This is a genomic window from Stenotrophomonas maltophilia group sp. msm4 (assembly GCF_032025605.1).
GTDB classification, from domain to species: domain Bacteria; phylum Pseudomonadota; class Gammaproteobacteria; order Xanthomonadales; family Xanthomonadaceae; genus Stenotrophomonas; species Stenotrophomonas sepilia.
Genome location: NZ_JAVSKK010000004.1, coordinates 612,824 through 637,775, shown reverse-complemented (window position 1 = coordinate 637,775; position 24,952 = coordinate 612,824). Strand labels below are relative to the sequence as shown.

The 24,952-nt window shown below is 66.2% G+C and carries 22 protein-coding genes; 11 read left to right on the top strand and 11 right to left on the bottom strand.

Translation table 11 applies throughout. From position 1 onward, the window contains the following. The first annotated feature begins 29 nt into the window (after positions 1-29). The 5 genes from atpA to ROV93_RS21075 all read left to right on the top strand — a co-directional run bounded on the left by atpA (position 30) and on the right by ROV93_RS21075 (position 6,795). Positions 30-1,577: a F0F1 ATP synthase subunit alpha gene (atpA, locus tag ROV93_RS21095; protein WP_312541235.1), complete on the top strand. Its 1,548-nt coding sequence runs from the start codon at positions 30-32 to the stop codon at positions 1,575-1,577. Between the two features lie 97 nt (positions 1,578-1,674). Continuing rightward, positions 1,675-2,538 carry a F0F1 ATP synthase subunit gamma gene (atpG, locus tag ROV93_RS21090; protein WP_005411129.1) on the top strand — a complete coding sequence of 288 codons (864 nt, stop codon included), beginning with the start codon at positions 1,675-1,677 and terminating at the stop codon, positions 2,536-2,538. 37 nt (positions 2,539-2,575) lie between these two features. Beyond that, entirely contained in the window at positions 2,576-3,982 is a 1,407-nt protein-coding gene (gene atpD / locus ROV93_RS21085) for a F0F1 ATP synthase subunit beta (protein WP_005419510.1), read from the top strand. 113 nt (positions 3,983-4,095) lie between these two features. After that, complete coding sequence (locus tag ROV93_RS21080) at positions 4,096-4,518, top strand: F0F1 ATP synthase subunit epsilon (protein ID WP_005419509.1); 423 nt, start codon at positions 4,096-4,098, stop codon at positions 4,516-4,518. A 72-nt stretch (positions 4,519-4,590) separates the two neighbouring features. Beyond that, positions 4,591-6,795 carry a hypothetical protein gene (locus tag ROV93_RS21075; protein WP_111007815.1) on the top strand — a complete coding sequence of 735 codons (2,205 nt, stop codon included), beginning with the start codon at positions 4,591-4,593 and terminating at the stop codon, positions 6,793-6,795. Positions 6,796-6,814: 19 nt separating this feature from the next. On the opposite strand, the gene ROV93_RS21070 is transcribed toward ROV93_RS21075, so the two are convergent. Continuing rightward, the gene (locus ROV93_RS21070) at positions 6,815-7,198 is read right to left on the bottom strand and encodes a GtrA family protein (protein WP_061479886.1); all 384 of its coding nucleotides are present in this window, start codon (positions 7,196-7,198) and stop codon (positions 6,815-6,817) included. An 83-nt stretch (positions 7,199-7,281) separates the two neighbouring features. Here ROV93_RS21070 and glmU point away from each other — a divergent pair, with 83 nt between their 5' ends. Together glmU and ROV93_RS21060 are read left to right on the top strand one after the other, a co-directional pair. Beyond that, complete coding sequence (gene glmU / locus ROV93_RS21065) at positions 7,282-8,649, top strand: bifunctional UDP-N-acetylglucosamine diphosphorylase/glucosamine-1-phosphate N-acetyltransferase GlmU (protein WP_072167221.1); 1,368 nt, start codon at positions 7,282-7,284, stop codon at positions 8,647-8,649. Next, positions 8,618-9,151 (top strand): GNAT family N-acetyltransferase, encoded by a 534-nt coding sequence (locus tag ROV93_RS21060; protein ID WP_072167220.1) that lies wholly within the window; start codon positions 8,618-8,620, stop codon positions 9,149-9,151. The genes glmU and ROV93_RS21060 overlap by 32 nt, the downstream gene beginning before the upstream one ends. A 56-nt stretch (positions 9,152-9,207) precedes the next feature. Here ROV93_RS21060 and ROV93_RS21055 read toward each other — a convergent pair whose 3' ends face one another. The 7 genes from ROV93_RS21055 to ROV93_RS21025 all read right to left on the bottom strand — a co-directional run bounded on the left by ROV93_RS21055 (position 9,208) and on the right by ROV93_RS21025 (position 16,990). Further along, positions 9,208-10,560 (bottom strand): HAMP domain-containing sensor histidine kinase, encoded by a 1,353-nt coding sequence (locus ROV93_RS21055; protein WP_005419497.1) that lies wholly within the window; start codon positions 10,558-10,560, stop codon positions 9,208-9,210. Further along, positions 10,557-11,903, bottom strand: a complete 1,347-nt coding sequence (locus ROV93_RS21050) for a sigma-54 dependent transcriptional regulator (RefSeq protein ID WP_072167219.1) — start codon at positions 11,901-11,903, stop codon at positions 10,557-10,559. The genes ROV93_RS21055 and ROV93_RS21050 overlap by 4 nt, the downstream gene beginning before the upstream one ends. A 123-nt stretch (positions 11,904-12,026) precedes the next feature. Next, on the bottom strand, positions 12,027-12,398 hold the full coding sequence (locus ROV93_RS21045) for a PDZ domain-containing protein (protein ID WP_172412113.1): 372 nt from the start codon (positions 12,396-12,398) through the stop codon (positions 12,027-12,029). A 16-nt stretch (positions 12,399-12,414) separates the two neighbouring features. Next, the gene (locus tag ROV93_RS21040; protein ID WP_072167217.1) at positions 12,415-13,632 is read right to left on the bottom strand and encodes an FtsX-like permease family protein; all 1,218 of its coding nucleotides are present in this window, start codon (positions 13,630-13,632) and stop codon (positions 12,415-12,417) included. Between the two features lie 20 nt (positions 13,633-13,652). Continuing rightward, the gene (locus tag ROV93_RS21035) at positions 13,653-14,951 is read right to left on the bottom strand and encodes an ABC transporter permease (RefSeq protein WP_072167216.1); all 1,299 of its coding nucleotides are present in this window, start codon (positions 14,949-14,951) and stop codon (positions 13,653-13,655) included. Between the two features lie 10 nt (positions 14,952-14,961). Then, positions 14,962-15,684 (bottom strand): ABC transporter ATP-binding protein, encoded by a 723-nt coding sequence (locus ROV93_RS21030; protein ID WP_005419487.1) that lies wholly within the window; start codon positions 15,682-15,684, stop codon positions 14,962-14,964. A gap of 28 nt (positions 15,685-15,712) precedes the next feature. Beyond that, positions 15,713-16,990, bottom strand: coding sequence for an efflux RND transporter periplasmic adaptor subunit (locus ROV93_RS21025; RefSeq protein ID WP_072167215.1), 1,278 nt, complete (start codon positions 16,988-16,990; stop codon positions 15,713-15,715). A 203-nt stretch (positions 16,991-17,193) separates the two neighbouring features. Between ROV93_RS21025 and glmS the strand changes: the two genes are divergently transcribed. Then, positions 17,194-19,032 carry a glutamine--fructose-6-phosphate transaminase (isomerizing) gene (gene glmS, locus ROV93_RS21020; protein WP_072167214.1) on the top strand — a complete coding sequence of 613 codons (1,839 nt, stop codon included), beginning with the start codon at positions 17,194-17,196 and terminating at the stop codon, positions 19,030-19,032. A 447-nt stretch (positions 19,033-19,479) separates the two neighbouring features. Beyond that, entirely contained in the window at positions 19,480-19,911 is a 432-nt protein-coding gene (locus ROV93_RS21015; protein WP_005411115.1) for a CBS domain-containing protein, read from the top strand. Positions 19,912-19,978: 67 nt separating this feature from the next. Here ROV93_RS21015 and ROV93_RS21010 read toward each other — a convergent pair whose 3' ends face one another. Further along, positions 19,979-20,407 carry a VOC family protein gene (locus ROV93_RS21010; protein WP_019660719.1) on the bottom strand — a complete coding sequence of 143 codons (429 nt, stop codon included), beginning with the start codon at positions 20,405-20,407 and terminating at the stop codon, positions 19,979-19,981. A 95-nt stretch (positions 20,408-20,502) separates the two neighbouring features. Then, positions 20,503-21,021, bottom strand: a complete 519-nt coding sequence (gene gloA / locus ROV93_RS21005; RefSeq protein ID WP_072167213.1) for a lactoylglutathione lyase — start codon at positions 21,019-21,021, stop codon at positions 20,503-20,505. 125 nt (positions 21,022-21,146) lie between these two features. Between gloA and ROV93_RS21000 the strand changes: the two genes are divergently transcribed. Then, positions 21,147-22,259: a PLP-dependent cysteine synthase family protein gene (locus ROV93_RS21000; RefSeq protein ID WP_072167212.1), complete on the top strand. Its 1,113-nt coding sequence runs from the start codon at positions 21,147-21,149 to the stop codon at positions 22,257-22,259. A gap of 47 nt (positions 22,260-22,306) precedes the next feature. Here the strand turns inward: ROV93_RS21000 and ROV93_RS20995 are convergent, their stop codons facing one another. Next, complete coding sequence (locus tag ROV93_RS20995; protein ID WP_005419475.1) at positions 22,307-22,711, bottom strand: hypothetical protein; 405 nt, start codon at positions 22,709-22,711, stop codon at positions 22,307-22,309. Positions 22,712-22,876: 165 nt separating this feature from the next. Here ROV93_RS20995 and ROV93_RS20990 point away from each other — a divergent pair, with 165 nt between their 5' ends. Next, positions 22,877-24,907 (top strand): M3 family metallopeptidase, encoded by a 2,031-nt coding sequence (locus ROV93_RS20990; RefSeq protein ID WP_072167211.1) that lies wholly within the window; start codon positions 22,877-22,879, stop codon positions 24,905-24,907. Positions 24,908-24,952: the final 45 nt, after the last annotated feature.

The window sequence follows — 24,952 nt, the reverse complement described above, 5'->3', positions numbered from 1 at the left end:
GGCCCCGCTGCCGGCACTAGGACTTGACGATGGCAACCACGCTCAACCCCTCCGAAATCAGCGAACTGATCAAGAACCGCATCGAGAAGGTCAAGCTGGCCGCGGAATCGCGCAACGAAGGCACCGTGACCAGCGTGTCCGACGGCATCGTGCGCATCTTCGGTCTGGCCGACGTGATGCAGGGCGAAATGATCGAACTGCCGAACAACACCTTCGCACTGGCCCTGAACCTGGAGCGCGACTCGGTCGGCGCCGTGGTCCTGGGTGACTACGAGCACCTGCGCGAAGGCGATGTCGCCAAGACCACCGGCCGCATCCTGGAAGTGCCGGTCGGTCCGGAACTGCTGGGTCGCGTCGTGAACGCGCTGGGCGAGCCGATCGACGGCAGGGGCCCGCTGGGCACCGACCTGACCGCTCCGGTGGAGCGCGTTGCTCCGGGCGTGATCTGGCGCAAGTCGGTCGACCAGCCGGTGCAGACCGGTTACAAGTCGGTCGACTCGATGATCCCGATCGGCCGTGGCCAGCGCGAGCTGATCATCGGTGACCGCCAGACCGGCAAGACCGCCATGGCGATCGATGCCGTGATCAACCAGAAGGGCACCGGCATCAAGTGCGTGTACGTTGCGATCGGCCAGAAGGCGTCGACCATCGCCAACATCGTGCGCAAGCTGGAAGAGAACGGCGCGCTGGCCCACACCATCGTGGTCGCCGCGACCGCTTCCGAATCGGCTGCCATGCAGTACATCAGCGCCTACTCGGGCTGCACCATGGGTGAGTACTTCATGGACCGCGGCGAAGACGCGCTGATCGTGTACGACGATCTGTCCAAGCAGGCTGTCGCCTACCGCCAGATCTCGCTGCTGCTGAAGCGCCCGCCGGGCCGCGAAGCCTACCCGGGTGACGTGTTCTACCTGCACTCCCGTCTGCTCGAGCGTGCAGCCCGCGTGTCCGAGGAATATGTCGAGAAGTTCACCGAAGGCAAGGTCACCGGCAAGACCGGTTCGCTGACCGCGCTGCCGATCATCGAAACCCAGGCCGGCGACGTGTCCGCCTTCGTTCCGACCAACGTGATCTCGATCACCGACGGCCAGATCTTCCTGGAAACCGACCTGTTCAACGCCGGCATCCGCCCGGCCGTGAACGCCGGTATCTCGGTGTCGCGCGTCGGTGGCTCGGCCCAGACCAAGATCATCAAGAAGCTGTCGGGCGGCATCCGTATCTCGCTGGCCCAGTACCGTGAACTGGCTGCCTTCGCGCAGTTCGCCTCGGACCTGGACGAAGCGACCCGCAAGCAGCTGGAGCGTGGCCAGCGCGTCACCGAGCTGATGAAGCAGAAGCAGTACGCGCCGATGTCGATCGCCAACCAGGCGCTGTCGATCTACGCCGTCAACGAGGGTTACCTCGACGACGTGCCGGTCAACAAGCTGCTGGCGTTCGAAGAAGGCCTGCACGCCCACTTCGCCAATACCCAGGGCGAGCTGATCAGCAAGGTCAACGCCACCGGCGGTTGGGACAACGACATCGAAGGTGCCTTCAAGAAGGGCATCGCCGAGTTCAAGACCACCGGCAGCTGGTAATCGCGGTCCTGTAGAGCGGAGCCCCAGGCTCCGCTGGACCAGATGACAAACGGTTGAACAACGCGGGGCATCAGCCCCGCGCCACGGGAAACAAGAGATGGCAAGCGGACGCGAAATCAAAACCAAGATCAAGAGCGTGCAGAACACCCGCAAGGTGACGCGCGCCCTGGAAATGGTCTCGGCCTCCAAGATCCGCAAGGCGCAGGATCGGATGAAGACCTCGCGTCCGTACGCGCAGGCGATGAAGCAGGTGATCGGTCACCTGGCCCAGGCCAGCACCGACTACCAGCATCCGTTCCTGGTCGAGCGTGAGCAGGTCAAGCGGGTCGGTTTTATCGTGATCTCCTCCGATCGCGGTCTGGCCGGCGGCCTGAACAACAACCTGTTCCGCAAGATGCTGGGCGAAGCCAAGGCATGGCAGGACAAGGGTGCCGAAGTGGACCTGGTGACCATCGGCCAGAAGGCTTCGACCTTCTTCCGCCGCGTGAAGGTCAACATGGTCGGCAGCGTGACCCACATCGGCGACGTGCCGAAGCTGGAATCGCTGATCGGTGTGATCAAGGTCATGCTCGACGCCTTCACCGAAGGCAAGATCGACCGCGTGTACCTGGTCTACAACCGCTTCGTGAACACCATGGTGCAGAAGGCCAGCTTCGATCAGCTGCTGCCGCTGCCGCCGGCCGAGAAGCAGGTCGCTCACCACGACTGGGACTACCTGTACGAACCCGATGCCGCGACCGTGCTGGAGCACGTGATGACGCGTTACATCGAGTCGCTGGTGTACCAGGCACTGCTGGAAAACGTCGCCTCCGAGCATGCCGCACGCATGGTCGCGATGAAGGCGGCGAGCGACAACGCCAACAAGCTGATCGGCACTCTGCAGCTCGTCTACAACAAGGCGCGCCAGGCAGCGATCACCCAGGAAATCTCCGAAATCGTCGGCGGCGCGGCAGCAGTCTGACCGCGTTCGTTCAAAGCACACATTAGAGGATGCAGCAATGAGTCAGGGCAAGATCGTTCAGATCATCGGCGCGGTCGTCGACGTCGAATTCCCGCGTGAATCGGTGCCGAAGGTGTACGACGCACTGAAGGTCGAAAACACCGAGATCACCCTCGAAGTCCAGCAGCAGCTGGGCGACGGCGTGGTGCGTACCATCGCCCTCGGTTCCACCGACGGCCTGAAGCGCAACCTGGTTGCCGTCAACACCGGCCGCGGCATCTCGGTGCCGGTCGGCGCCGGCACCCTGGGCCGCATCATGGACGTGCTGGGCCGTCCGATCGACGAAGCCGGCCCGGTCGCTGCCAGCGACAACTGGGAAATCCACCGCGCTGCGCCGTCGTATGAAGACCAGTCTCCGGCCACCGAGCTGCTGGAAACCGGCATCAAGGTCATCGACCTGATGTGCCCGTTCGCCAAGGGCGGCAAGGTCGGCCTGTTCGGCGGCGCCGGCGTCGGCAAGACCGTCAACATGATGGAGCTGATCAACAACATCGCCAAGGCGCACAGCGGCCTGTCCGTGTTCGCCGGCGTGGGTGAGCGTACCCGTGAGGGCAACGACTTCTACCACGAAATGAAGGACTCCAACGTCCTGGACAAGGTGGCGATGGTGTACGGCCAGATGAACGAGCCGCCGGGCAACCGCCTGCGCGTCGCGCTGACCGGCCTGACCATGGCCGAGTACTTCCGCGACGAGAAGGACGAGAACGGCAAGGGCAAGGACGTCCTGTTGTTCGTCGACAACATCTACCGCTACACCCTGGCCGGTACCGAAGTGTCGGCACTGCTGGGCCGTATGCCGTCCGCGGTGGGTTACCAGCCGACCCTGGCCGAGGAAATGGGCGTCCTGCAGGAGCGCATCACCTCGACCAAGAACGGCTCGATCACCTCGATCCAGGCCGTCTACGTTCCCGCGGACGACCTGACCGACCCGTCGCCGGCGACCACCTTCGCCCACCTGGACTCGACCGTCACCCTGTCGCGTTCGATCGCCTCGCTGGGTATCTACCCGGCCGTCGATCCGCTGGACTCCACCAGCCGCCAGATGGATCCGCTGGTGATCGGCCACGAGCACTACGACACCGCCCAGCGCGTCCAGCAGACCCTGCAGAAGTACAAGGAACTGAAGGACATCATCGCGATCCTGGGCATGGACGAACTGTCCGAAGAGGACAAGCAGGCCGTGTCGCGCGCCCGCAAGATCGAGCGCTTCTTCAGCCAGCCGTTCCACGTGGCCGAAGTGTTCACCGGTTCGCCGGGCAAGTACGTGCCGCTGAAGGACACCATCCGTGGCTTCAAGGCCATCGTCGATGGCGAGTACGACCACCTGCCGGAGCAGGCGTTCTACATGGTCGGCGGCATCGAAGAAGCGGTCGAGAAGGCCAAGAAGATGGCCGAGAAGGCCTGATCCGGGACGGGCAGGAGCGATCCTGGCCGACCTGACGCCGGCGCCGGGCAACCGCCCGCGCCGGTGGACCCCCACGGTGGCATTGCGCCACCGCGAACAGCGAAGAGATTTGCATGAGCACGATCCGTTGCGACATCGTCAGCGCCGAGCAGGAAATCTTCCGTGGCGAAGCGACCCTGGTCGTGGCCACCGGTGAGCTGGGCGAACTGGGCATCGCGCCCAAGCACGCGCCGTTGATCACCCGCCTGAAGCCGGGCAAGGTGGTGGTGACCACGCCGAACGGCGAGCAGCTGGATTTCGCCATTTCCGGCGGCATCCTGGAAGTGCAGCCGCAGGTGGTGACCGTGCTGGCCGACACCGCGATCCGCGCGCAGGACATCGACGAAGCCTCGGTCCGCAAGGCCAAGGAAGAAGCCGAGCGCATCCTGGCCAACCGCGGCGAAGCGATGGAAGTGGCCGAAGCCCAGCAGAAGCTGGCTGAAGCCGTCGTCCAGCTGCAGGCACTGGAACGCCTGCGCAAGAATCTCAAGCACTGAGGTTCGCGCGTCATCAAGCACAGGCGCCGGCTAGCTGCCGGCGTTTTTGTTTGTTCGCCACAGGAGCAGGGAATGCAGCACTACTCGACAGCGATTGAAGGCGGCAGCTCGCAGCGGCCGTGGCGCACACCGGCAGGCGTGTTCCTGATTGCGTGGATCGTTCTGTGCCTGCCATGGCTCAGTGGCATCAAGACCATCCCCTTCGATGCCGTGCAGCAGTTCTTCCCGGCGGTCAGTTTCAGTGCCGAGCAGCTGCGTCACCTGCAGGCCCCCTGGTGGAATCCGTATCTCTACGGTGGCTACCCGCAGGTGGCCGATCCGCAGATGATGACGCTGCAGCCGACGATGCTGCTGCCGATGCTGCTGGCGCCGGGCTCCCTGCACCTGTTCACGGTGGTGGTGCTGCTGCATGTGCTGGCAGGCGGCCTGGGTGCACTGCGGTTGAGCCGCGTGCAGGGCATGCCGCCGCCGGCGCAGCTGCTGTTCGCACTCACGCTGATGTTTGGAGGTGTGGCCGCGTCGCGCCTGCAGCACACGCCGATGATCATCAGCTACTGCCTGCTGCCCTGGCTGTGGCTGGGCCTGGAGCAGGTCCGCCGGCGGGGACGGATGCGCGACATCCTGCTGGCCGGTGTGGCCGGCGGGATGTGTACGCTTCAACTGACCCAGGTCACCTATTTCATCATCCTCGCGTGCGTGATCTACGCAGTAGCTGCTGTCGTGCTGGCACAGGGGCAGCGCATGCGCCTGCTGTGGCAGCTGGGCGTGGTGGCCATTCTCGCCGGCGTTGTCAGTGCGCCGCAGTGGCTGTCCACGCTGGCTTGGCTGGACCAGACCAATCGCAATGGCTTGACGTTGGAAGCCGCGCTGCCGGGTGCCATCCACTGGCAGACACTGGTGACACTGCTGTCGGGCAACGTGTTCTCGCAGGGGCGCGGCGACAGCTGGGCCTTCGGTGATATCAGCGCCGATTACCTCTATGTGGGGGCAGTGCCGCTGGCGCTGTGGCTGCTCTGGGGCGGTGAGGTGCTGCGGCGCAAGCCGGCGGCGACGCGCATCGCGCTGTGTGCGCTGACGCTGGCGATCATGGTCGCGGTGGGTGGCGCGACGCCGCTGTTTCCCTGGTTGTTTGGCTGGCTTCCGGGGCTGGACCTGTTCCGGCGCCCATCCGATGCGCTGTTCCTTACCGTGCCTCCGGCGGCGTGGCTGGGTGCCAATGCCCTGCAGGTTGCCCTGCAGCGGCAGCCATTGCGATTGCATCGGGTGTCCGTGGCGGTCGTCGCAGTGCTGGGTGCGTGCGCTGCATGGCTGGCGATCGATCATTGTCATCCGCTCGCTTTCGCCTGGCTTGCGGTCAGCGCCGCGCTGGGCGTAGCCGCGGTGCGGGTGCTGCGCCGCCACCAGGCGCCTGCGCGCTGGGTGCTGGTACTGGTGCTGTTGGACCTGCTGCTGTTCAACGTCGGCACCAGGTTCAACGCGGGCAGCGGCACAAAGTCGGTGCTCACCGCCGATCGTGCAGGTCCTGCGCAGCGCGCCTATGCGCTGCTGGCGGCAGAGCGGCATGTCGGCATACCCGAGCGCGCGGTGGTCTTCGGCATCGGCGGACTCACCAACGGCGCGGCGGTGCATGCCATTGCGCTGGCAAACGGCTACAACCCGCTGCTGGCAAGCGACTATCTGCAGATGACCGGGATGCCGGGCGAGCCGGTGGATACCTTCCAGCAGAAGGTCCCCACTGCCTGGATGCCAGACACCGCTGCTCCCCTGTACGACCTGCTGGGCGTGCGTTGGCTGCTGGCTCAGGAGCCGTTTCCGGGCTCCAGCGCGCACGGCGACCAGGTGGAACTTGCGCGGCGTGACAGCGTGCTGCCACGTGTACTGAATCCGCGGCAGGTGCGCCGCCATGAGGAGCGTCTACCGCCTGCGCCGCTGTTCAACCAGACCGATTTCAACCGGCAGCTATGGCTGCCGGCGGCCGCCAGCAGCCACTGTGCCGAACAGGATGCCGGCGAGGCCACGGTGCAGGTGCTGCACTACCAGCCGGGACGCATCGAGCTGACGGTGGTGGCCGACCACGCAGCATGGGTGGTGATCAACGAAACCACCGGTCGTGGCTGGCAGGCGCAGCTTGAGGATGGCCAGGTACTGCCGCTGCTGCGCGGCAATGGCCTCTTCCATGCGTTGTGCGTGCCGGCCGGGCAGCATCAGGTGCGGTTGCGCTACAGCGCGCTGCAGCTGTGGCGTGAGGGACTCGGCGCGCCTGTGCCAGAGCCGTGACGCTGACCGCTGACCGCGATCAGCGATACACCACATGGCGCATCAACAGGAACGACACGCACGCCAGCCCGCCTTCCACCAGCGGCTTGGCCAGCCACGTGTACTGCAGACCCAGCGCCTGGTCGACCAGGCTGACCAGCAGCGTGCTCGCTGCCGTCAGCAGCAGCCACAGCCCGAAGAAGCGTGCGAAGCGCTTCCATCCCAGCTTGCCGGCACCGGCCTCGGCAAAGGTGTAGCGGCCGTTGAGCCAGAAGCCCAGCAGCATGCCGGCCAGGCGACCGGCGATGTTGGCCGGCGCAACCGGCATGCCCAGCGCGGTGGCGACCACGAACACCAGCCAATCGACCAGCAGCTGCACGAGCCCGATCACAAGGTAGGTGCTTCCCTGGCGGAGCAGGCTCATCGGCATGGTGAAGGAGGAGGGATGCCCATGTTAACGGCCCACGCTCTAGAATCACCGGCAACGAACTACGGACTGCTGCTCCCATGACCCAAGCCCTGCACGTCATCATCCTCGCCGCCGGCGCCGGCAAGCGCATGAAGTCGGTGCTGCCAAAGGTGCTGCAGCCGATCGCCGGCCAGCCGATGCTGGCGCACGTGATCGATGCGGCCCGCGAGCTGCAGCCGGCGGCCATCCACGTGGTTTACGGCCATGGTGGCGAGGCGGTGCGTCGGTACTTCGCCGGCCAGCCCGACCTGCAGTGGGCCGAACAGGCCCAGCAGCTCGGTACCGGCCACGCAGTGGCGCAGGCAATGCCGCAGGTTCCCGACGCTGCGCAGGTGCTGGTGTTGTACGGCGATGTGCCGCTGATCCGCGCGCAGACCCTGCGCGACCTGCTCGCGCAGCCGGGCCGGCTGGCAGTGCTGGTGGCCGATGTCGATGACCCGAGCGGGTACGGCCGCGTGCTGCGCGATGCAGAGGGCAAGGTGGGCTCCATCGTCGAGCAGAAGGACGCCACCGACGACCAGCTGCGCGTGCGCACGATCAACACCGGCATCATCGCCGCAGAGTCGACCGCGCTGCGCCGCTGGTTGTCGCAGCTGTCCAACAGCAATGCGCAGGGCGAGTACTACCTTACCGATGTGTTCGCGTTCGCCGCGCATGAGTACACCCCGGCCGAGATGGCCCTGGTCGCCGATGCACAGGAGGCTGAGGGCGCGAATGATCCGTGGCAGCTGTCGCAGCTGGAACGCGCCTGGCAGCGCCGTGCGGTGCGTGCTCTGTGCGCTCAGGGCGCGCGCGTGCGCGACCCGGCACGCCTGGATATCCGTGGCACCGTCACCGTGGGCAGCGATGTGCTGATCGATGTCGACGTTGTTCTTGAAGGCAACGTCGTGCTCGGTGACGGCGTTACCGTAGGCCCGTTCAACCGGCTGAAGGACGTCAACCTGGGGCCCGGCACCGAAGTGCGCGCGCATTGCGACCTGGAAGGCGTGGTCACCGAAGGTGCCGCGCAGATCGGCCCGTTCGCACGCTTGCGGCCGGGTACCGTGCTGGCCGATGGCGTACACGTCGGCAACTTCGTCGAAACCAAGAAGGTCACCCTCGGCGTCGGCAGCAAGGCGAACCATCTCACCTACCTGGGTGACGCGGTGATCGGCAGCAGGGTGAACATCGGTGCCGGCACCATCACCTGCAACTACGATGGCGTGAACAAGTCGACCACCACCATCGGCGACAACGCCTTCATCGGCTCCAACACCTCGCTGGTGGCGCCGATCACCATCGGCGAGGGCGCGACCATCGCTGCCGGGTCGGTCATCACCCGCACCGCGCCGGACGGCAAGCTGACGCTGGCACGTGCACGACAGGAAACCATCGATGGCTGGAAGCGCCCGGTCAAGAAGTCCTGAGCCACGGGTGCCGCGCACCGATGAGCTGGGTGTGCTGCCGACGATCGAACAGCGTGCCGGTGAACTGCTGAGGGGCCACGAGGCCTATCCGGTGTTTGCCGGCCACGGCCTGGACCTGCCGACGCTGCAGGAAGGCCGTGAGCGTGGACAGCTCTGGGTGGTGGATGGCGCCGGCGGCGGCATTGCCGGCTACCTGCTGGCCGGCGACCTGGCAGGCGAGTTCCATGTCCTGCAGATGGATGTGGATCCAGCGCACGCGCGTCGTGGCCATGGCCGTGCATTGCTGCGGCATGCCTTGGCGCAGGCCAGGGCCACCGGCTTTGCTGCAGCGGTGCTGACCACCTTGAGCGATGTACCGTGGAATGCAGCCTTCTATGCCAGCGAAGGATTCGTTGAAGTGCCGGAGGCGGAGTGGAACGATGGCCTGCGCGCCGTCATGGCCGAAGAGGCTGCGCTCGGGTTTCCGATGCACCTGCGGGTGGCGATGCGGCGGGTCTGGTAGGTGCCGACCCTGGTCGGCACATCCACGCATGGCGTGGATCTACCCGATTGGCCCGCTCACCCCACCGGCAACAGGATCGACACGCACAGCCCGCCATCACCGCGGTTCTGCAGCGACACCCGCCCACCGTGCGCCTCCACGATCTCGCGGGTCAGTGCCAGTCCCAACCCGGTACCGTTGCGCTTGGTCGAATAGAACGGCATCAGCGCGTTCTGAAGCACCTGCTCGTTCATGCCCTTGCCACGGTCCAGCACATCCAGGCGCAGCCATTGCGGCAACCGCGTCAGCTGCACCTGCACGTCATCATTGGGCGGATCGGCTTCGGCACAGGCTTCATGCGCGTTCTTCAGCAGGTTCAACAGCGCCTGCCCGAACTGCGCGATGTCGATCCGGCTGCTCAGTTCCTCGTCCGGTTCACGTTCCATGCTGAACGGAATCTGCTGGCGCAGGCTGGACAGGAAGGGCGCCCAGTGCACGGTCTGCAGTTGCGGTTGCGGCAGCTTGGCGAAGCGCGCATAGCCACGGATGAATCCTTCCAGGTGGCGCGCGCGGTCTTCGATGGTGGTGAAGATCTCCGGCAGCCGATCGAAGCGCTCGCGCTGCACCAGCACGCCACCGGAGTGGGCCAGCGAGGCGATCGGTGCCAGTGAGTTGTTGAGCTCGTGGCTGATCACCCGGATCACCTTCTTCCACGTCTGCACTTCCTGGCGGCGCAGTTCGGCGGTGAGCAGGCGTACCAGCAGCAGGTCGTGCGGGCGGCCGTTGAGCTGGAAAGATCGGCGTGAAAGGTGATAGACCTGTTCGTCGTCCTCATCGCCGTCTTCGCCTTCCGCATGCACCGCAAACAGGCTGTCGCCGCCACGGGCGATGGCATCGCGCAGCTCCACCGGCACCTGTTCCAGCACCTCTTCCAGGCGCTGGCCTTCCAGCTTCCAGCCGCCATGCAGCAGCTTGCGCGCGGCCAGGTTGGAGAACACCACGCGGGCGATGCCATCGCCGCCGGAAGCAATCAGCAGCATCGCCACCGGGGTGTTCTGTACCATGGTGTCCAGCAGCAGTTCGCGCTGCACCAGGCCCTGCCGCTGCTCGCGCAGCACGTCGCCCAGTTCGCGGTGCGCCTGCACCAGGTCACCCAGTTCGTCGTTGCCCGGCCAGTACACACCGAAGTTGTACTCACCGTCGCGGTAGCTGCTGGTGGTGCCGGCCAAGGCGCGCATCAATGAACGTACCGGCGCGGTGGCACGGCGCAGGGTCCACCACATCAGCGACAGCAGGATCAGCGCCGACACCGTGGTCACCACCCAGCCATGGTCCATCCAGTAGGCCAGCAGCCACGGCAACGCGGCGGCCAGCGCCAGCACCGGCAGCAGGCGCAGGAACAGGCGGAAGGTGAACGAGCGCCGTTTCATTCGCGTGGGATGCCGTGCCGGTCCATGCGCCGGTACAGTGCCTGGCGGCTCAGGCCGAGTTCGGCGGCGGCCTGGGCGATGACGCCGTGGTTGCGCGCCAGCACATCCTCGATGCGCGCACGGTCGGGATCATTGCCGGCACTGGGTGCCGGTCGCGGCGCAGGTGCGGCACGCGGCAGGTTCAGGTCGGCCACTTCGATGCGGTTGCCGGTCGCCAGCAGCTCGGCCCGCTGGATCACGTTGCGCAGTTCGCGCACGTTGCCGGGCCAGGGGTGCCGTTGCAAGGCCGCGGTGGCGGCGCTGGAAAGTGGCTTGCCGGCGGTCAGGAAGCGCTCGGCCAGGGGCACGATGTCGCCCGGGCGCTCGGCCAATGGTGGCAGTACCAGTTCCACCGTATTGAGGCGGTAGTACAGGTCTTCGCGGAAGGTGCCGTCGCGGATCATCGCCGGCAGGTCGGCATTGGTCGCGCTGACCACACGGACTTTGACCTGGCGCTCGCGATTGGAGCCAAGACGCTCGAAGCGCCCTGTTTCCAGCACACGCAGGAGCTTCATCTGGCCGCCCAGCGACAGGTTGCCGATCTCGTCCAGGAACAGCGTTCCGCCGTCGGCGGCTTCGAACTTGCCCTCGCGTGCCTTGTTGGCGCCGGTATATGCGCCGGCCTCGGCACCGAACAGTTCGGCCTCGATCAGTTCCGAGGGCAGGGCGCCGCAGTTGACTGTGATGAACGGGCCCTTGGCCACCAGCGAGTTGGCCTGGATGATCTGCGCGATCTTCTCCTTGCCGGCACCATTGGGGCCGGTGATCAGCACCGGCAGTTCGGAGCGCGCGACCTGGCAGGCCAGCGCGATGACGCGCTCGCTGGCCGGATCGGCGAAGACCGCACCACACAGCTCGTACTTCTCTTCCAGCGCATTGCGCTGGCGCAGCTCACGGCTGCGGCGGCGGTCCAGCTCGCGCCGCGCCTCGGACAGCTCGAGCAGGTTGTTGACCGTGGTCAGCAGCTTGCGGTCGTCCCAGGGCTTGGCCAGGTAGTCGGCGGCACCGGCCTTGACCAGGTCCACCGCACTGCTCAGGTGGGTCCAGGCGGTGAGCAGGATCACCGGCAGGTCCGGGTGGCGCGCGCGGATCTGTGCGAACAGGTCTTCGCCTTCTTCGCCGGAGGTGGTGTCCTCGCTGAAATTCATGTCCTGGATCACCAGGTCGACCGGCTGCGACTCGAGCAGGGCCAGCCCTTCGGCCGGGCTCTGCGCCTGCAGGGTGTCGATGTCATGCAGGGAGAACAGCACGTCCAGCGCGGTGCCCACGCTGGCGTTGTCGTCGATGATCAGGATCGAAGGCATCAAGCAGTTCTGCAGAAAGGGATGGGCGGCGCCGATGGAGCCGTGTTCGTATCCATACGCCGGGAGAGCCCGGCGCCACCCATCAAGCATAGCCAAAGCCGTGGCGACGAGGGCGGGCTGGTTTCAGCGCCGCGCTGGTGGAGGCGGTGGTGCCGGCGGTGGCGGAGCGACCAGCGCCAGCCGCCACGAGGCGGCGTCCACCGGCACGGTGAGCTCGCGTTTGTCGCGGCGCAGCAACAGGTACGCAGTCGGGGCACTGGAATGCCGCAGTGCATCGGCAAGATGCTCGATCCGCCGCACAGCCGTATCGTCCAGGCGCAGGATGCGGTCGCCGCTGCGCACGCCGAAGCGGGCTTCCGGACGCGCGGCTTCCACCCGTACCTGGCCCTCGGTCGAGCGGAGCGCCAGGCGGGCATCATCCTGGCGCCATTCCAGCGTCTGCGAGCTGCCACCGCCGGCCAGCGCCGGCAGTGGCAGCAGTGCCATCAACAGCATCCGGCAGGCACGCATCTCACGCGCCCCGCGTTGCAACTGCGGGCGGGACCGCTGCTGCGCGCCTGGCCGGCCCGAACACCGCGACCTGGCCCAGCACCCACAGCAGCAGCGCGCCCAGCGGCAGGTAGTACAGGGGCATGCGTGGCAGCTCGTACAGGTTCATCAGTGCCAGATTGATCGCGTAGGCCGCCAGCATGCCCAGCACGATCCCCAGCGAGGCCAGCAGGAAGTTCTCGGTCTGGAAGTAGCGCAGGATCTGCCCGCGGGTGGCACCGAGCGCGCGGCGGATGCCGATCTGCTTGCTGCGCTGCTGCACCCAGAAGCTGGCCAGGCCGATGATGCCCAATGCGGTGACCACCAGCAGCGAGATGCTGACGGTGATCAGCAGGCCAACCATCGCGCGGTCGTTCTTGAAGAAGTCCTTGCGCTGGTCTTCATAGGTCAGCTTGTCGCGCATCAGCCGGTTGGGGTCGTTGCGCTCCAGCGCGACTGCACCGGCGTCGAGCACTTCCTGGCGGCGTTCCGGCGAGGTGCGCAGCATGTAGGTGCCACCGTCGTCGAAGGTGCGCCGCACCGGCAGCAGCATCGAGTTGGTCCAGTTGTCATTCCAGCCATTGGGCGTGCTGAGCGTGTCGACGATGCCGACCACGTGCAGCGGCTGCTTGCCCATGTAGTAGGTCTTGCCCAGCGCGCTGCCGTTGGGTTCCATCTTGGCGGCAGTGGACTGGGTGAAGATCACCGGGATGGCCTTTTCCTTGGCGCCGCCCTTGCTGACGTCTTCGAAGTTCTGGTACTCGCCGGGCAGGAAGTCACGGCCGGCGATCAGGTTGATGCCCAACGTGGCCAACCCGTTCTCCGAGAGGGTGTACATCGAAGCGTTGGTGGTCGGCCGTTCCTGGTCGACCTCGCGCGAGATGCTGCTGCTGGACGAGCCGTTGCGGAAAGGCACCTGGTTGATGATGGTGACGTTGCTGACGCCGGGAAGCGCACGCAATGACGCCAGGTCCTCACGGGTGCGGGCCATGGCATCGGTCTGCTTGCCGATGCCGCTGACGCGGAGCATCACCAGTTCGTTCTCGGCGATGCCGCTGGGCATGCTGATCTTCTCCACGCGCTGGCTGACCAGGAACAGCGCGTTGCAGACGATGGCGCAGGTCAGTGCGACTTCCAGCACGATCAGGGCAGCGGCAGTCTTGTGCCGGCGCAGCGTGCTGAGGATGGGGCGGATGTCCATGGGAGTCCTCGTTCGGGTGCTTACTGCGACTTGAGCTGGATGGCCGGAGTGACCTGCATGGCGCGCCAGGCAGGCAGGAAACCGGCGGCAAGGCTGGCGAACAGGGTCAAGCCCAGCGCGAGCAGCAGCATGTTGCCGTCCAGGTGGGCCAGCTTTGCGTACTCCACCGGTTGCTGGCGCACCGCGAACAGGCCCAGCAGGGCCAGGCCGATGCCCAGCACGCCCCCGACCACGCCGACTGCGCCGGCTTCCACCAGGCACTGCAGGAAGATCTGGCCACGGCTGGCACCGAGTGCGCGGCGCACGCCGATCTCTCCACTGCGGCGCAGGAACTTGGCCAGCAGCAGGCCCACCGTATTGACCAGGCAGACCCCCAGGAAACCCAGTGCCAGCCACAGCTGCAGGCGCACGTCGCTGGGCACCGCGCCGTTGAAGTCCAGCCATTCCATCACGGTGCGCAGGCGCACGTTCGGCGGGTGCTTGAAGCGGCCGGCCTGGCGCTGCTGGCTCGAATAGTTCTCCAGGTAGCGGCGGTAGTCGGCGGCCTTGGCCGGGTCCATCTCCACCCAGTACTGCAGCCACGCGCACGGCGCATTGAGCGAGTAGCTGTTGCCGTCGGGATTTTCGCCGAAGCAGTTCATGTTGCCGTTGCTGCCCAGTTTCAGGTCGAAGGACGTGGAAATCGGCAGCAGCAGGTCCTCGTTCTTGCCGTAGCTGCCGGTGGTCAGGTCGTAGAAGTGCGGCTCCGGGCTCCACTCCTTCATCACGCCGACGATGCGGTAGCTCTGGCCTTCCATGCGCAGGTCGCGGCCTACGCTGTTGGCGCCCTGGTAAAGCTTGTCGTTGAGCGCCTTGGAGATGACCACCACGCGTGCTCGGCCTTCGTCGTCCTCGCGCGTCCACGGGCGGCCGTACTGCATGGGCACCTCGAACATCGGGAAGAAATCGGCCGAGGTCCAGCGGGTGTCGATGCTGAAGGGCTTGAGGGTGCTGTTGTCCGGTTCGATGGTGCCGCCACCGCCGCTCATCAGCGCCTGGCGCTCGCCCCTGGCTTCGCGCAGCAGGGCTTCCCCGTCGAAGCGGGTCAACTGGGTTTCCGGCTCCTCGCCCGCGACATAGGCGCCGGTCGCGGCATCGAGCTGCACATAGAACAGCCGGTCACTCTTGCCGGGGATCGGGTCGCCGGACAGCACGTGGAACACGGTCAGGGTGGTCATCGAGGCACCGATGCCAAGGGCGATGGCCACCACCATCAGCGCAGTCAGGACCTTGTTGCGGCGGAAACTGCGTACCGCCAATCGGGCGTAGTAGGCGAACATGGGAATGCCCTCACTCGTTGACGGCGACGATGTGGCGTGGCGTGGCCAGTACCGGCTCGCGCACAAGGTCGGTGACCTGGCCGTCGACGATATGCACGTTGCGCTGCGCACGCGCGGCCAGTTCCGGGTCGTGGGTGACCATCACGATGGTGGTGCCGGCGGCATTGATCTCCTCCAGCAGTTCCATCACGCCGCGCGCCATCTGCGTGTCCAGGTTGCCGGTCGGTTCGTCGGCCAGCAGCAGGCGCGGGCTGCCGGCCAGGGCGCGTGCGATGGCCGCGCGCTGCTGCTGGCCGCCGGACAGCTCGTTCGGGTAGTGCTTCATGCGCGAACCGAGGCCGACCTGGGTCAGCGCCTTCTCGATGCGCTCTCGGCGCTCGTTGGCGCTCATCTTCCGATAGCGCAGCGGCACGTCGACGTTGTCGAACAGGTTCAGGTCGGGGATCAGGTTGAAGCCCTGGAAGATGAAGCCGATCTTCTGGTTGCGCAGGCGGCTGCGGGCGTCGTCGCCCAGCGTGCTCACATCCTGCCCGTCCAGCATGTAGGTACCGCTGGTGAAGGTTTCCAGCAGGCCGGCAATGTTGAGGAAAGTGGTCTTGCCGGAACCGGACGGGCCGGTGACGGCGACGAACTCGCCTTCCTTGACCTGCAGTTCCAGTGAGCGCAACGCGTGGGTCTCCACCTGTTCGGTACGGAAGACCTTGGCGACCGAACGCATTTCGAGCATGTACATGGGGTGTCCTCTCTCCGGGATTCAGGTATCAGTTGACGGAGACGCGTTCGGCGTCCTTGAACAGGTCGCTGCCGGAGACCACGATGCGGTCGCCCGGCTGCACACCCGACTTGATTTCCACTTCGCCCAGGCTGCTGACGCCCAGTTCCACCGGGCGGCGCACGGCGGTGCGGCCATCCATCACGTAGGCCATGCCGTTGCCCTGTTCGACGAACGGGCCGCGCTCGACCTTCAGCACGTTCTTGCGGGTATCGAGCAGCACGCGCACCGACATCCGCTGGCTCTGGCGCAGGCCTTCCGGCTGCGCGCTGGCAAAGCGCACGCGGGCGTTGACCTCGCCGTTGACCACTTCCGGCGACACCGCGCTGATCTCGCCCGGGAACGGTTGGCCGTTGCCGCCGGTCAGCTGCGCCGGCATGCCGATCGCCAGGTCGCGGGCGAAGCTTTCCGGCACCTTGATCTCGACCTCGAACTTGGACAGATCGACAACGCCCAGCACCGGCGCGTTGGCGGCCAGGTTGGTGGACTGCACGGCCTGCACCTGGCCGACCTGGCCATCGAACGGCGCGCGCAGGGTCAGCGCATCGACCTGGCGCTGCACTTCGGCCACCACCGCTTTCTGGCGGTCGGCCAGCAGGCGCTTGTTGCGGGCATCCAGGTCGGCGCCCTGGCTCTGCAGGCGCGCATCGGTGGTGGCATTGGCCAGGGCGATGTCGGCTTTCTTCAGCGAATCCTTGGCCTTGGCCAGGTCGATCTGCGGTACCGCGCCGCCGTCGTAGCCGCGCTGGTAGCGCTGCAGGTCGCGGTCGGCGGCCTGACGTTCGATGGTGGCCTGGTCGGTTTCCTTGCGTGACTTGGCACGGGCCAGGGTCGCGTCCAGCGCGGCGCGGCTGGCCTCGGCTTCCAGGCCGGCCAGCGTTGCCTGTTCCTGGGCCAGCTTGCTGCGCAGTTCCGGGCTGTCGATGATCGCCAGCTCCTGGCCCTTCTTGACCACGTCACCGGCGACGACCTTCAGGTCCACGGTACCGGCCGAGATCGCGTACAGGATCGGGCTGTTGGCGGCGATCACGCGGCCGTCGGCAGCGATGTCACGGACCAGGTCGCCCCGCTTCACCTCGGCGATGCGCACGCGGCTGCTGTCGAAGGAGCGGCTGGCATTGGACCAGGCATGGACCGCCCAGCCGATGCCGGCGAGCAGCGCGATGGCGCCCAGCGCCGGCCAGCGGTAGCGATGCCAGCTTGCGCGGGTGGTGCCGGCCGGGGCGGAGGAAACGATCTGGTCCTGTGCGGAAGTGTCGCGGATCATCGGGTGCGTGCCTGACGGTGGTAGCCAATACCAAGCACGTAGCGTGCCAACTTTATTTCCTTTCAGGTCAAGGGGTTGGGGTTTTCGGGGAAGTGTCCGGGTGTCCGCGGACACCTTTCCGGACACTTTCATTAAGCGGACAGGAGGGGGAAGCCGGACACGCAGGCTAGAATGCGGCAATCGTCTTCAAGGAAACGCGTGACATGTGTGGAATCGTGGGTGCAATCGCCGATCGCGACGTAGTACCGGTACTGATCGAGGGTCTGAAGCGCCTTGAATACCGTGGCTACGATTCCTCGGGCATCGCGGTGATCGACCAGAGCGAGCGTCCGGAAGTCCGCCGGGTGCGTCGTACCGGCCGCGTGTCGGAAATGGCCATGGCGGCCGAGACTGAGGGCTTCAATGCGGTGCTGGGCATCGGCCACACCCGCTGGGCCACCCACGGCGGTGTCACCGAGGCCAATGCACATCCGCACATCAGCCACGGTGTGGCCCTGGTGCACAACGGCATCATCGAGAACCACGAAGAGCAGCGCGAGAAGCTGCGCGCGCTGGGCTACACGTTTGAATCGCAGACCGATACCGAAGTCATCGCGCACCTGATCCATCATCATCTGAAGGATGGCGACGATCTGCTGGTGGCACTGCAGCACACGGTGAAGGAACTGACCGGTGCCTATGCGCTGGCCGTGGTCAGCCGCGCCGAGCCGGAGCGCTTCGTCTGCGCGCGCATGGGCTGCCCGCTGCTGGTCGGCCTGGGCGAGGGCGAGAACTTCGTCGCTTCGGATGTCTCGGCGGTGATCTCGGCCACCCGCAAGGTGATCTTCCTGGAAGAGGGCGACACCGCCGAGATCCGCCGCGATGGCGTGCGCGTCTTCGACGAGCACGACCAGCCGGTCGAGCGCGACGTGCATCTGTCCGACGTATCGCTGGCATCGCTGGAGCTGGGCCCGTACCGCCACTTCATGCAGAAGGAAATCCACGAGCAGCCGCGCGCGCTGGGCGACACCATCGAGGCGGCGATCGATGCCGGTGGTTTCCCGGCCGGGCTGTTCGGCAAGAACGCCGAAGCGGTGCTGTCGGGCATCGAAGGCGTGCAGATCATTGCCTGCGGAACCAGCTACTACGCCGGCCTGACCGCGCGCTACTGGATCGAAGCCATCGCCGGCCTGCCGTGCAGCGTGGAGATCGCCAGCGAGTACCGCTATCGCGCGGCCTACGCGAACCCTAAGCATCTGATCGTGACCATCTCGCAGTCCGGCGAAACGCTGGATACGATGGAAGCGCTGAAGTACGCCAAATCGTTGGGCCACCAGCACACGCTGTCGATCTGCAACGTGCCGGAAAGTGCGATCCCGCGCGCCAGCGAACTGGTCTGCTACACCCGCGCCGGCGCCGAGATCGGCGTGGCCTCGACCAAGGCCTTCACCACCCAGCTGGCCGCACTGTTCCAGCTGACCGTGGTGCTGGGCAAGCTGCATGGCCGCATCGACGCGGCGCAGGAAGCGGACTACCTGGAGCAGCTGCGCTTCCTGCCGGGCAGCGTGCAGCACGCCCTGAACATGGAGCCACAGATCGCCGCCTGGGCCGAGCGTTTCGCGCGCAAGAGCAGCGCATTGTTCCTGGGCCGCGGCCTGCATTACCCGATCGCGCTGGAAGGCGCGCTCAAGCTCAAGGAAATCTCCTACATCCACGCCGAGGCCTACCCGGCCGGTGAGCTGAAGCATGGTCCGCTGGCGCTGGTGGACGAGGACATGCCGGTGGTGGTGATCGCGCCGAACGACAGCCTGCTGGAGAAGGTGAAGTCGAACATGCAGGAAGTGCGTGCGCGTGGTGGCGAGCTGTTCGTGTTCGCCGACCAGGACAGCAACTTCAATGAGTCCGAAGGCGTACATGTGATCCGCACGCCGCGCCATGCCGGCGTGCTCAGCCCGATCGTGCACACCATCCCGGTGCAGCTGCTGGCCTACCACACCGCGCTGGCACGCGGCACCGACGTGGACAAGCCGCGCAACCTGGCCAAGAGCGTGACGGTGGAGTAAGGCATTCCCGGAGTTGTGGGATGCTGCATGCGAAAGGGGCCTGCGAGGCCCCTTTCGTTTGTGCCGGACGCAGTGCGAAGTGGGACAGCTGCCGGGCGTTCTGTCCGTCGTCGGCAGCAGGCAATCATTCTTTAATGCGCGAAGCCGCCTGTATTCAGCGGCGGTTTCAGCCGCGGTGCCATTCTCTGGATCGTCAGTTGGTTCCCACGACGAACTGTCCTATCGATGCCGGTAGTGACCGAGGGTCGCAGTCGTAGAATCGATCTGGCCGAGGTTAGGGTTGAGCGATTGAACCCGCCTCGTTCGCGTTGCAGCACATCGTCTGCCGAGTGATTCCAAGCGGCAGACGGGTGCGCCAGACGTGCGCTGAAAGGTCTGTTCCCGGGGAGGGGGCGTATCGGAAGAGCACACTTTTTTGACTTCAGTGACCTGCACCAGGAAACAAGAATGAACGTCCGCGAACTCCTGCAATCCAAGAAAGAAGCTGTCATCACCATCGATGCCGAAGACACGATCGGTGCCGCCGCCCACAAGATGAGCGCGAACAGGATCGCTGCGCTGGTGGTGATGAAGGACGATGCCCCGGTCGGCATCATTTCCGAGAAGGACATCGTGCGCACCCTGGCCGACGACGGCCCGCAGGCCGGCCGCCGGGTGATTTCCAGCCTGCCGTCCACCGGTCTGGAGGGCATTGCGCCGGAAGCCACGCTGAAACAGGCCATGTCGTTGATGACGTACTCGCGGCGCCGTCACCTGATGGTCACCGAAGGCACCCGCCTGGTCGGCATCCTCAGCCTGGGCGATATCGTGAAGAACCTGCTGGGCGAGCTGGAACTGGAAAAGGCCGTGCTGCAGGACATCTACATGGCCGCCCACTGAGGGCCGCAGCGCTGGAAGCAGAGAAGCCGGGCATTGCCCGGCTTCTTCATTCACGGCGCCGGTGATATCAGAAAGTGACCTTCACCGAATCGGCGCTGTAGTTCGCCGGCCCGTGATAGACCACTTCGATGTTGTTGCCATCGGGGTCGAGCACGAAGGCGCCGTAGTAGCCCGGGTGGTAGGGGCGTTCGCCTGGCGCGCCATTGTCGGTACCGCCGGCGGCGATCGCGGCAGTGTGGAAGGCATCAACAGTTGCGCTGTCGCGCGCCTGGAAGGCGAGATGGTGGCGGCCGGTCAACTGGCCGGCGGCGGCACGGCTGCTGGCGCTGGAAATGAACAGCTCGTCGGCCCAGAAGAAGTCTGGCCCTTCGCCGCCCAGTGGGATGCCGATCGTATCGAACACTGCCTGGTAGAAGCGGCGGCTGGCGGCCAGGTCACGCACCACCAGCTGGATGTGGTCGATCAGGCGGCCACGGTGCAGTTCCATCGTTTCCATACGAACCTCACAGAAAAAGGGGACGGAGGGGATTAAGTCGCTTCCAGCACAATAGTGCCAGAAACGGCTTAATCCCCTCCGTCCCCTTTTCGGGGTCAGACGTTGGCGATGATCTCGACCCAGTAGCCGTCCGGGTCCTTGATGAAGGCCAGGTTCTTCATGCGGCCGTCGGTCAGGCGCTTCTGGAAGGTTACCCCGAGGTCCTCGAAGCGCTGGCAGGCCGCCTCGATGTCCGGCACCGACACGCAGATGTGGCCGAAGCCGCGCGGGTCGCTGTTGCCGTCGTGGTAGACCGCGCCGTCCTGGCTCTCGGTGCCGCGGTTGTGGGTCAGTTCCAGCACGCCCGGCAGGCCGGCCATCCACAGGCGGCGCTGGCTGTCATCTTCCGGAACCGCCACGCCAGCTGGGACGTAGGCCAGGAAGTACAGGCTGAACTGGGCTTCGGGAAAGTCGCGCTTGTCGATCAGCTGGTAGCCGAGCACGCGGGTGTAGAAGTCCAGCGAGGCGGTGATGTCCTTCACCCGCAGCATGGTGTGGTTGAACACGAAGCCGGTGGTTTCGGCCGGGGCCTGGGCGGCGACGCCGGGGACATCGCGCAGGGCGGGAATGGTCATGGGGGAGGTCCTTCAGACAGGGCCGTTGCCGGCCGGATGGGGGCATTCTACCGGCCAGCACCTGACGGTACCGCGACGTACAATGGCCGGGTCGCACCGTTCCGTCCTGACAACGATTGCCCGCCATGTCGCAGCGTGAATGGGTGGCCGCCGCCATCCGCAAGATTGAAGCCGATTTCAACCGCTCCGCCGATACCCACCTGATCCCGCTGGCGCTGCCCGGGTTCGATGGCATCGATGTGTACCTGAAGGATGAGTCGAGCCATCCCACCGGCAGCCTCAAGCACCGGCTGGCGCGCTCGCTGTTCCTGTATGCGCTGGCCAATGGCTGGCTGCGCGAAGGGCGACCGGTGATCGAGGCGTCCAGCGGCTCGACGGCGGTGTCCGAAGCCTATTTCGCGCGCCTGCTCGGCCTGCCGTTCATTGCAGTGATCCCGGCCACCACCTCGCCTGAAAAGATCGCCGCGATCGAGTTCCAAGGCGGCCGCTGCCATCTTGTCGAACGCGCCTGCGACCTCAACTGTGATTCGGAAAAGCTGGCCCGTGAAACCGGTGGCCACTTCATGGACCAGTTCACCTACGCTGAGCGCGCGACCGACTGGCGTGCCAACAACAACATCGCCGAGTCCATCTTCAAGCAGATGGCCGAAGAGCCCAGCCCGGTTCCGGAATGGATCGTGTGCAGCCCCGGCACCGGCGGTACCGCCGCCACCCTGGGCCGCTATGTCAGCTACCGCCGCCACGACACCCGCATCCTGTGCGCGGACCCGGAAGTGTCGGTGTTCTTCGACGGTTACCGGGCCGCCGTGGCCGGTGAACAGGACTGGCGCGACCTGACCTGCAGTGGTGGTTCGCGCGTGGAAGGCATCGGCCGGCCACGGGTGGAACCGAGCTTCATCCCGACCAGCGTCGATGCGATGGTCAAGGTACCCGACGCACTGAGCCTGGCCGCGATGCGCCATGTCAGCCGCCAGCTCGGCCGCCGTGTCGGTGGCTCGACCGGCACCAACTTCATCGGCGTGCTGCAGGCCGCGCAATGGATGCGCGAGGCGGGCCACCAGGGCAGCATCGTCAGCATCCTGTGCGACAGCGGCGAGCGCTATGCGCAGAGCTATTACGACCCGGCGTGGTACGCGCGCCAGGGCATCGATGTCGATGGCGCCGATGCACAGCTGGCCGCTGCGGTGGCCGGGCAGGGCTTGCCCGAGCTGCCATGGTGCAGCCTGGAAGCGCTGTAGCACGGACGAAGCTCGCGCCGGGCCATGCTGGCGTCCGCGACGGTGTCTCAGTACCCCGCTGCGGTGAACGCGTCGAGCACCGCGTCGCGAAGCGCATCAGGCAACGCCTCGATGTCCATCGCACGGTCATCCAGGTGCAGGGTGGGATCCAGGATGCTGGCGCGGCCCTGGGCCAATGCCTGCAACCACAGCAGCACGCAGATCACGAACTCGCGCTCATGGCCCAGCTGCAGCTGGCTGGCGCCGCGCTCGACCACTTCGAACGGGTACCACTCCTGGCTTTCATTGAACGTGCCGCCCTGCTGCAGCACCGCCTGCAACTGCTGCAGGTGGCGCGGGGCGTCGTCGCCGGCATCGCACAGCGCGGCGATCCAGGCCAGTTCGGCCGCGCTGGCAGACAGTGCCAGCGACCGCGCCGGTGAGGCGGATGCAACTGCAGCCAGACCTTCCATGTGGGGCCTCGTTCGGTACGTGCCGCTGCGGACTCCCCCGCACCCTGAGCTTCGGGGGGCATGCGTAAGGCCGATGTGAATGCCGTGCCCCCTTGTCAGCGATGCCTGGCAGCGCCATATCTACCGGGCTGCCCGCCTGCCGGGCCCGTACCCTGGAGACCTGCCGTGACCGTTGCCAACCCCCTGCTCGATTTTTCCGGCCTGCCGCGCTTCGAGGCGATCCGCCCCGAGCACGTGGCGCCGGCGCTGGATGTGCTGCTGGCCGAGGCCGCAGCCGCCGTCAGCGCAGCCGAGCAGGTGCAGCCGGTCACCTGGCAGACCTTCGTGACCCCGCTGGACGATGCCACCGAGCGCCTGTGGCGCGCCTGGGGCCTGGTCGGCCACCTGCAGGGCGTGGTCAACACCCCGGAGCTGCGCGAGGCCTACAACAGCAACCTGCCGCGGGTGACCCGCTTCGCCAGTGCGCTGGGGCAGAACCTGGCGCTTTACCGCCAGTACCAGGCGCTGGCCGCCAGCCCGGAGGCGGCGCATTTCGATGAAGCCCAGCGCAAGGTGCTGGACAACACCCTGCGCGACTTCCGCCTGGGCGGCGCCGAGCTGGCGCCCGAGGCGCAGCAGCGTTTTGCTGCGATCAAGGAAGAACTGTCGGCGCTGTCGGCGAAGTTCTCGCAGAACGTGCTCGACGCTACCGATGCCTGGTCGCTGTTCATCGAAGACGAAGCGCGGCTGAAGGGCCTGCCGGAAGACGTGAAGGCCGCCGCGCATGCCGCAGCACAGAAGGACGGCAAGGCCGGCTGGAAACTGACCCTGCAGATGCCGTGCTACCTGCCGGTGCAGACCTGGGGCGAGGACCGCGACCTGCGCGAGATCCTGTACCGCGCCAGCGCCCAGCGTGCGTCCGAATTCGGCGATGACGCACTGGACAACAGCGGCAACATCGACCGCATCCTTGCCCTGCGCGCCGAACTGGCTGCGTTGCTCGGCTTCGATTCGTACGGCCATTACTCGGTGGCGACCAAGATGGCGCAGGACCCGGCCGAAGTGCTCGGTTTCCTGCGTGACCTGGCCGCGCGTGCCAAGCCGTTCGCTGCCAGGGACCGCGCCGAGCTGGAGCAGTTCGCGCGCGAACAGCTCGGCATCGACAGCCTGCAGGCCTGGGACCTGGCCTTCGCCGCCGACCGCCTGAAGCAGGCGCGTTACAGCTATTCCGAGCAGGAGGTGAAGCAGTATTTCACCGAGCCGAAGGTACTGGGTGGCCTGTTCTCGGTGATCGAGCAGCTGTACGGCCTGCGCGTGCAGGAGGACAGCGCGCCGGTGTGGCACGAGGATGTGCGCTTCTTCCGGTTGGTCGATGCGCAGGGCGCGCTGGTTGGCCAGTTCTACCTGGACCTGTACGCCCGCGAGGGCAAGCGCGGCGGGGCGTGGATGGATGATTGCCGCAACCGTCGCGTGCGCACCGACGGCAGCGTGCAGACGCCGCTGGTCTACCTGGTGTGCAACTTCGGCCGCGGTGCCAACGGCAAGCCGGCCACCTTCAGCCACAACGAAGTGACCACGCTGTTCCATGAGATGGGCCACGGCCTGCACCAGCTGCTGACCCGCATCAGCGAACTGGGCGTGGCTGGCATCAACGGCGTGGAATGGGATGCGGTGGAGCTGCCCAGCCAGTTCATGGAGAACTTCTGCTGGGAATGGGACCACCTGCAGGCGATGACCGCGCATGTGGACAGTGGCGAGCCGCTGCCGCGCGCGCTGTACGAGCGCATGCTGGCCGCGCGCAACTTCCACAGCGGCATGGCCACCGTCCGCCAGCTGGAGTTCGGCCTGTTCGACATGCTGCTGCACAGCCAGTTCGAACCAGCGCAGGACAGCGTGCTGGCGCTGCTCGACCGCGTGCGCGCGGAAGTGGCGGTGAACCACCCGCCGGCCTGGAACCGCTTCCCGCACCAGTTCAGCCACATCTTTGCGGGCGGTTACGCCGCGGGTTACTACAGCTACAAGTGGGCCGAGGTACTCAGCGCCGACGCCTATGCCGCCTTCGAGGAAGCGCCGCAGGCACTGGCTGAAACCGGCGCACGCTTCCGTGATGAGATCCTGTCGCGCGGTGGCAGCCGCCCGGCGGCGGACAACTTCAAGGCCTTCCGCGGCCGTGCGCCGCAGATCGATGCGCTGCTGCGCCACTCGGGCATGGCGTAATCCATGGTGGTGGGTGCCAACCTTGGTTGGCACTTCACCGCCATC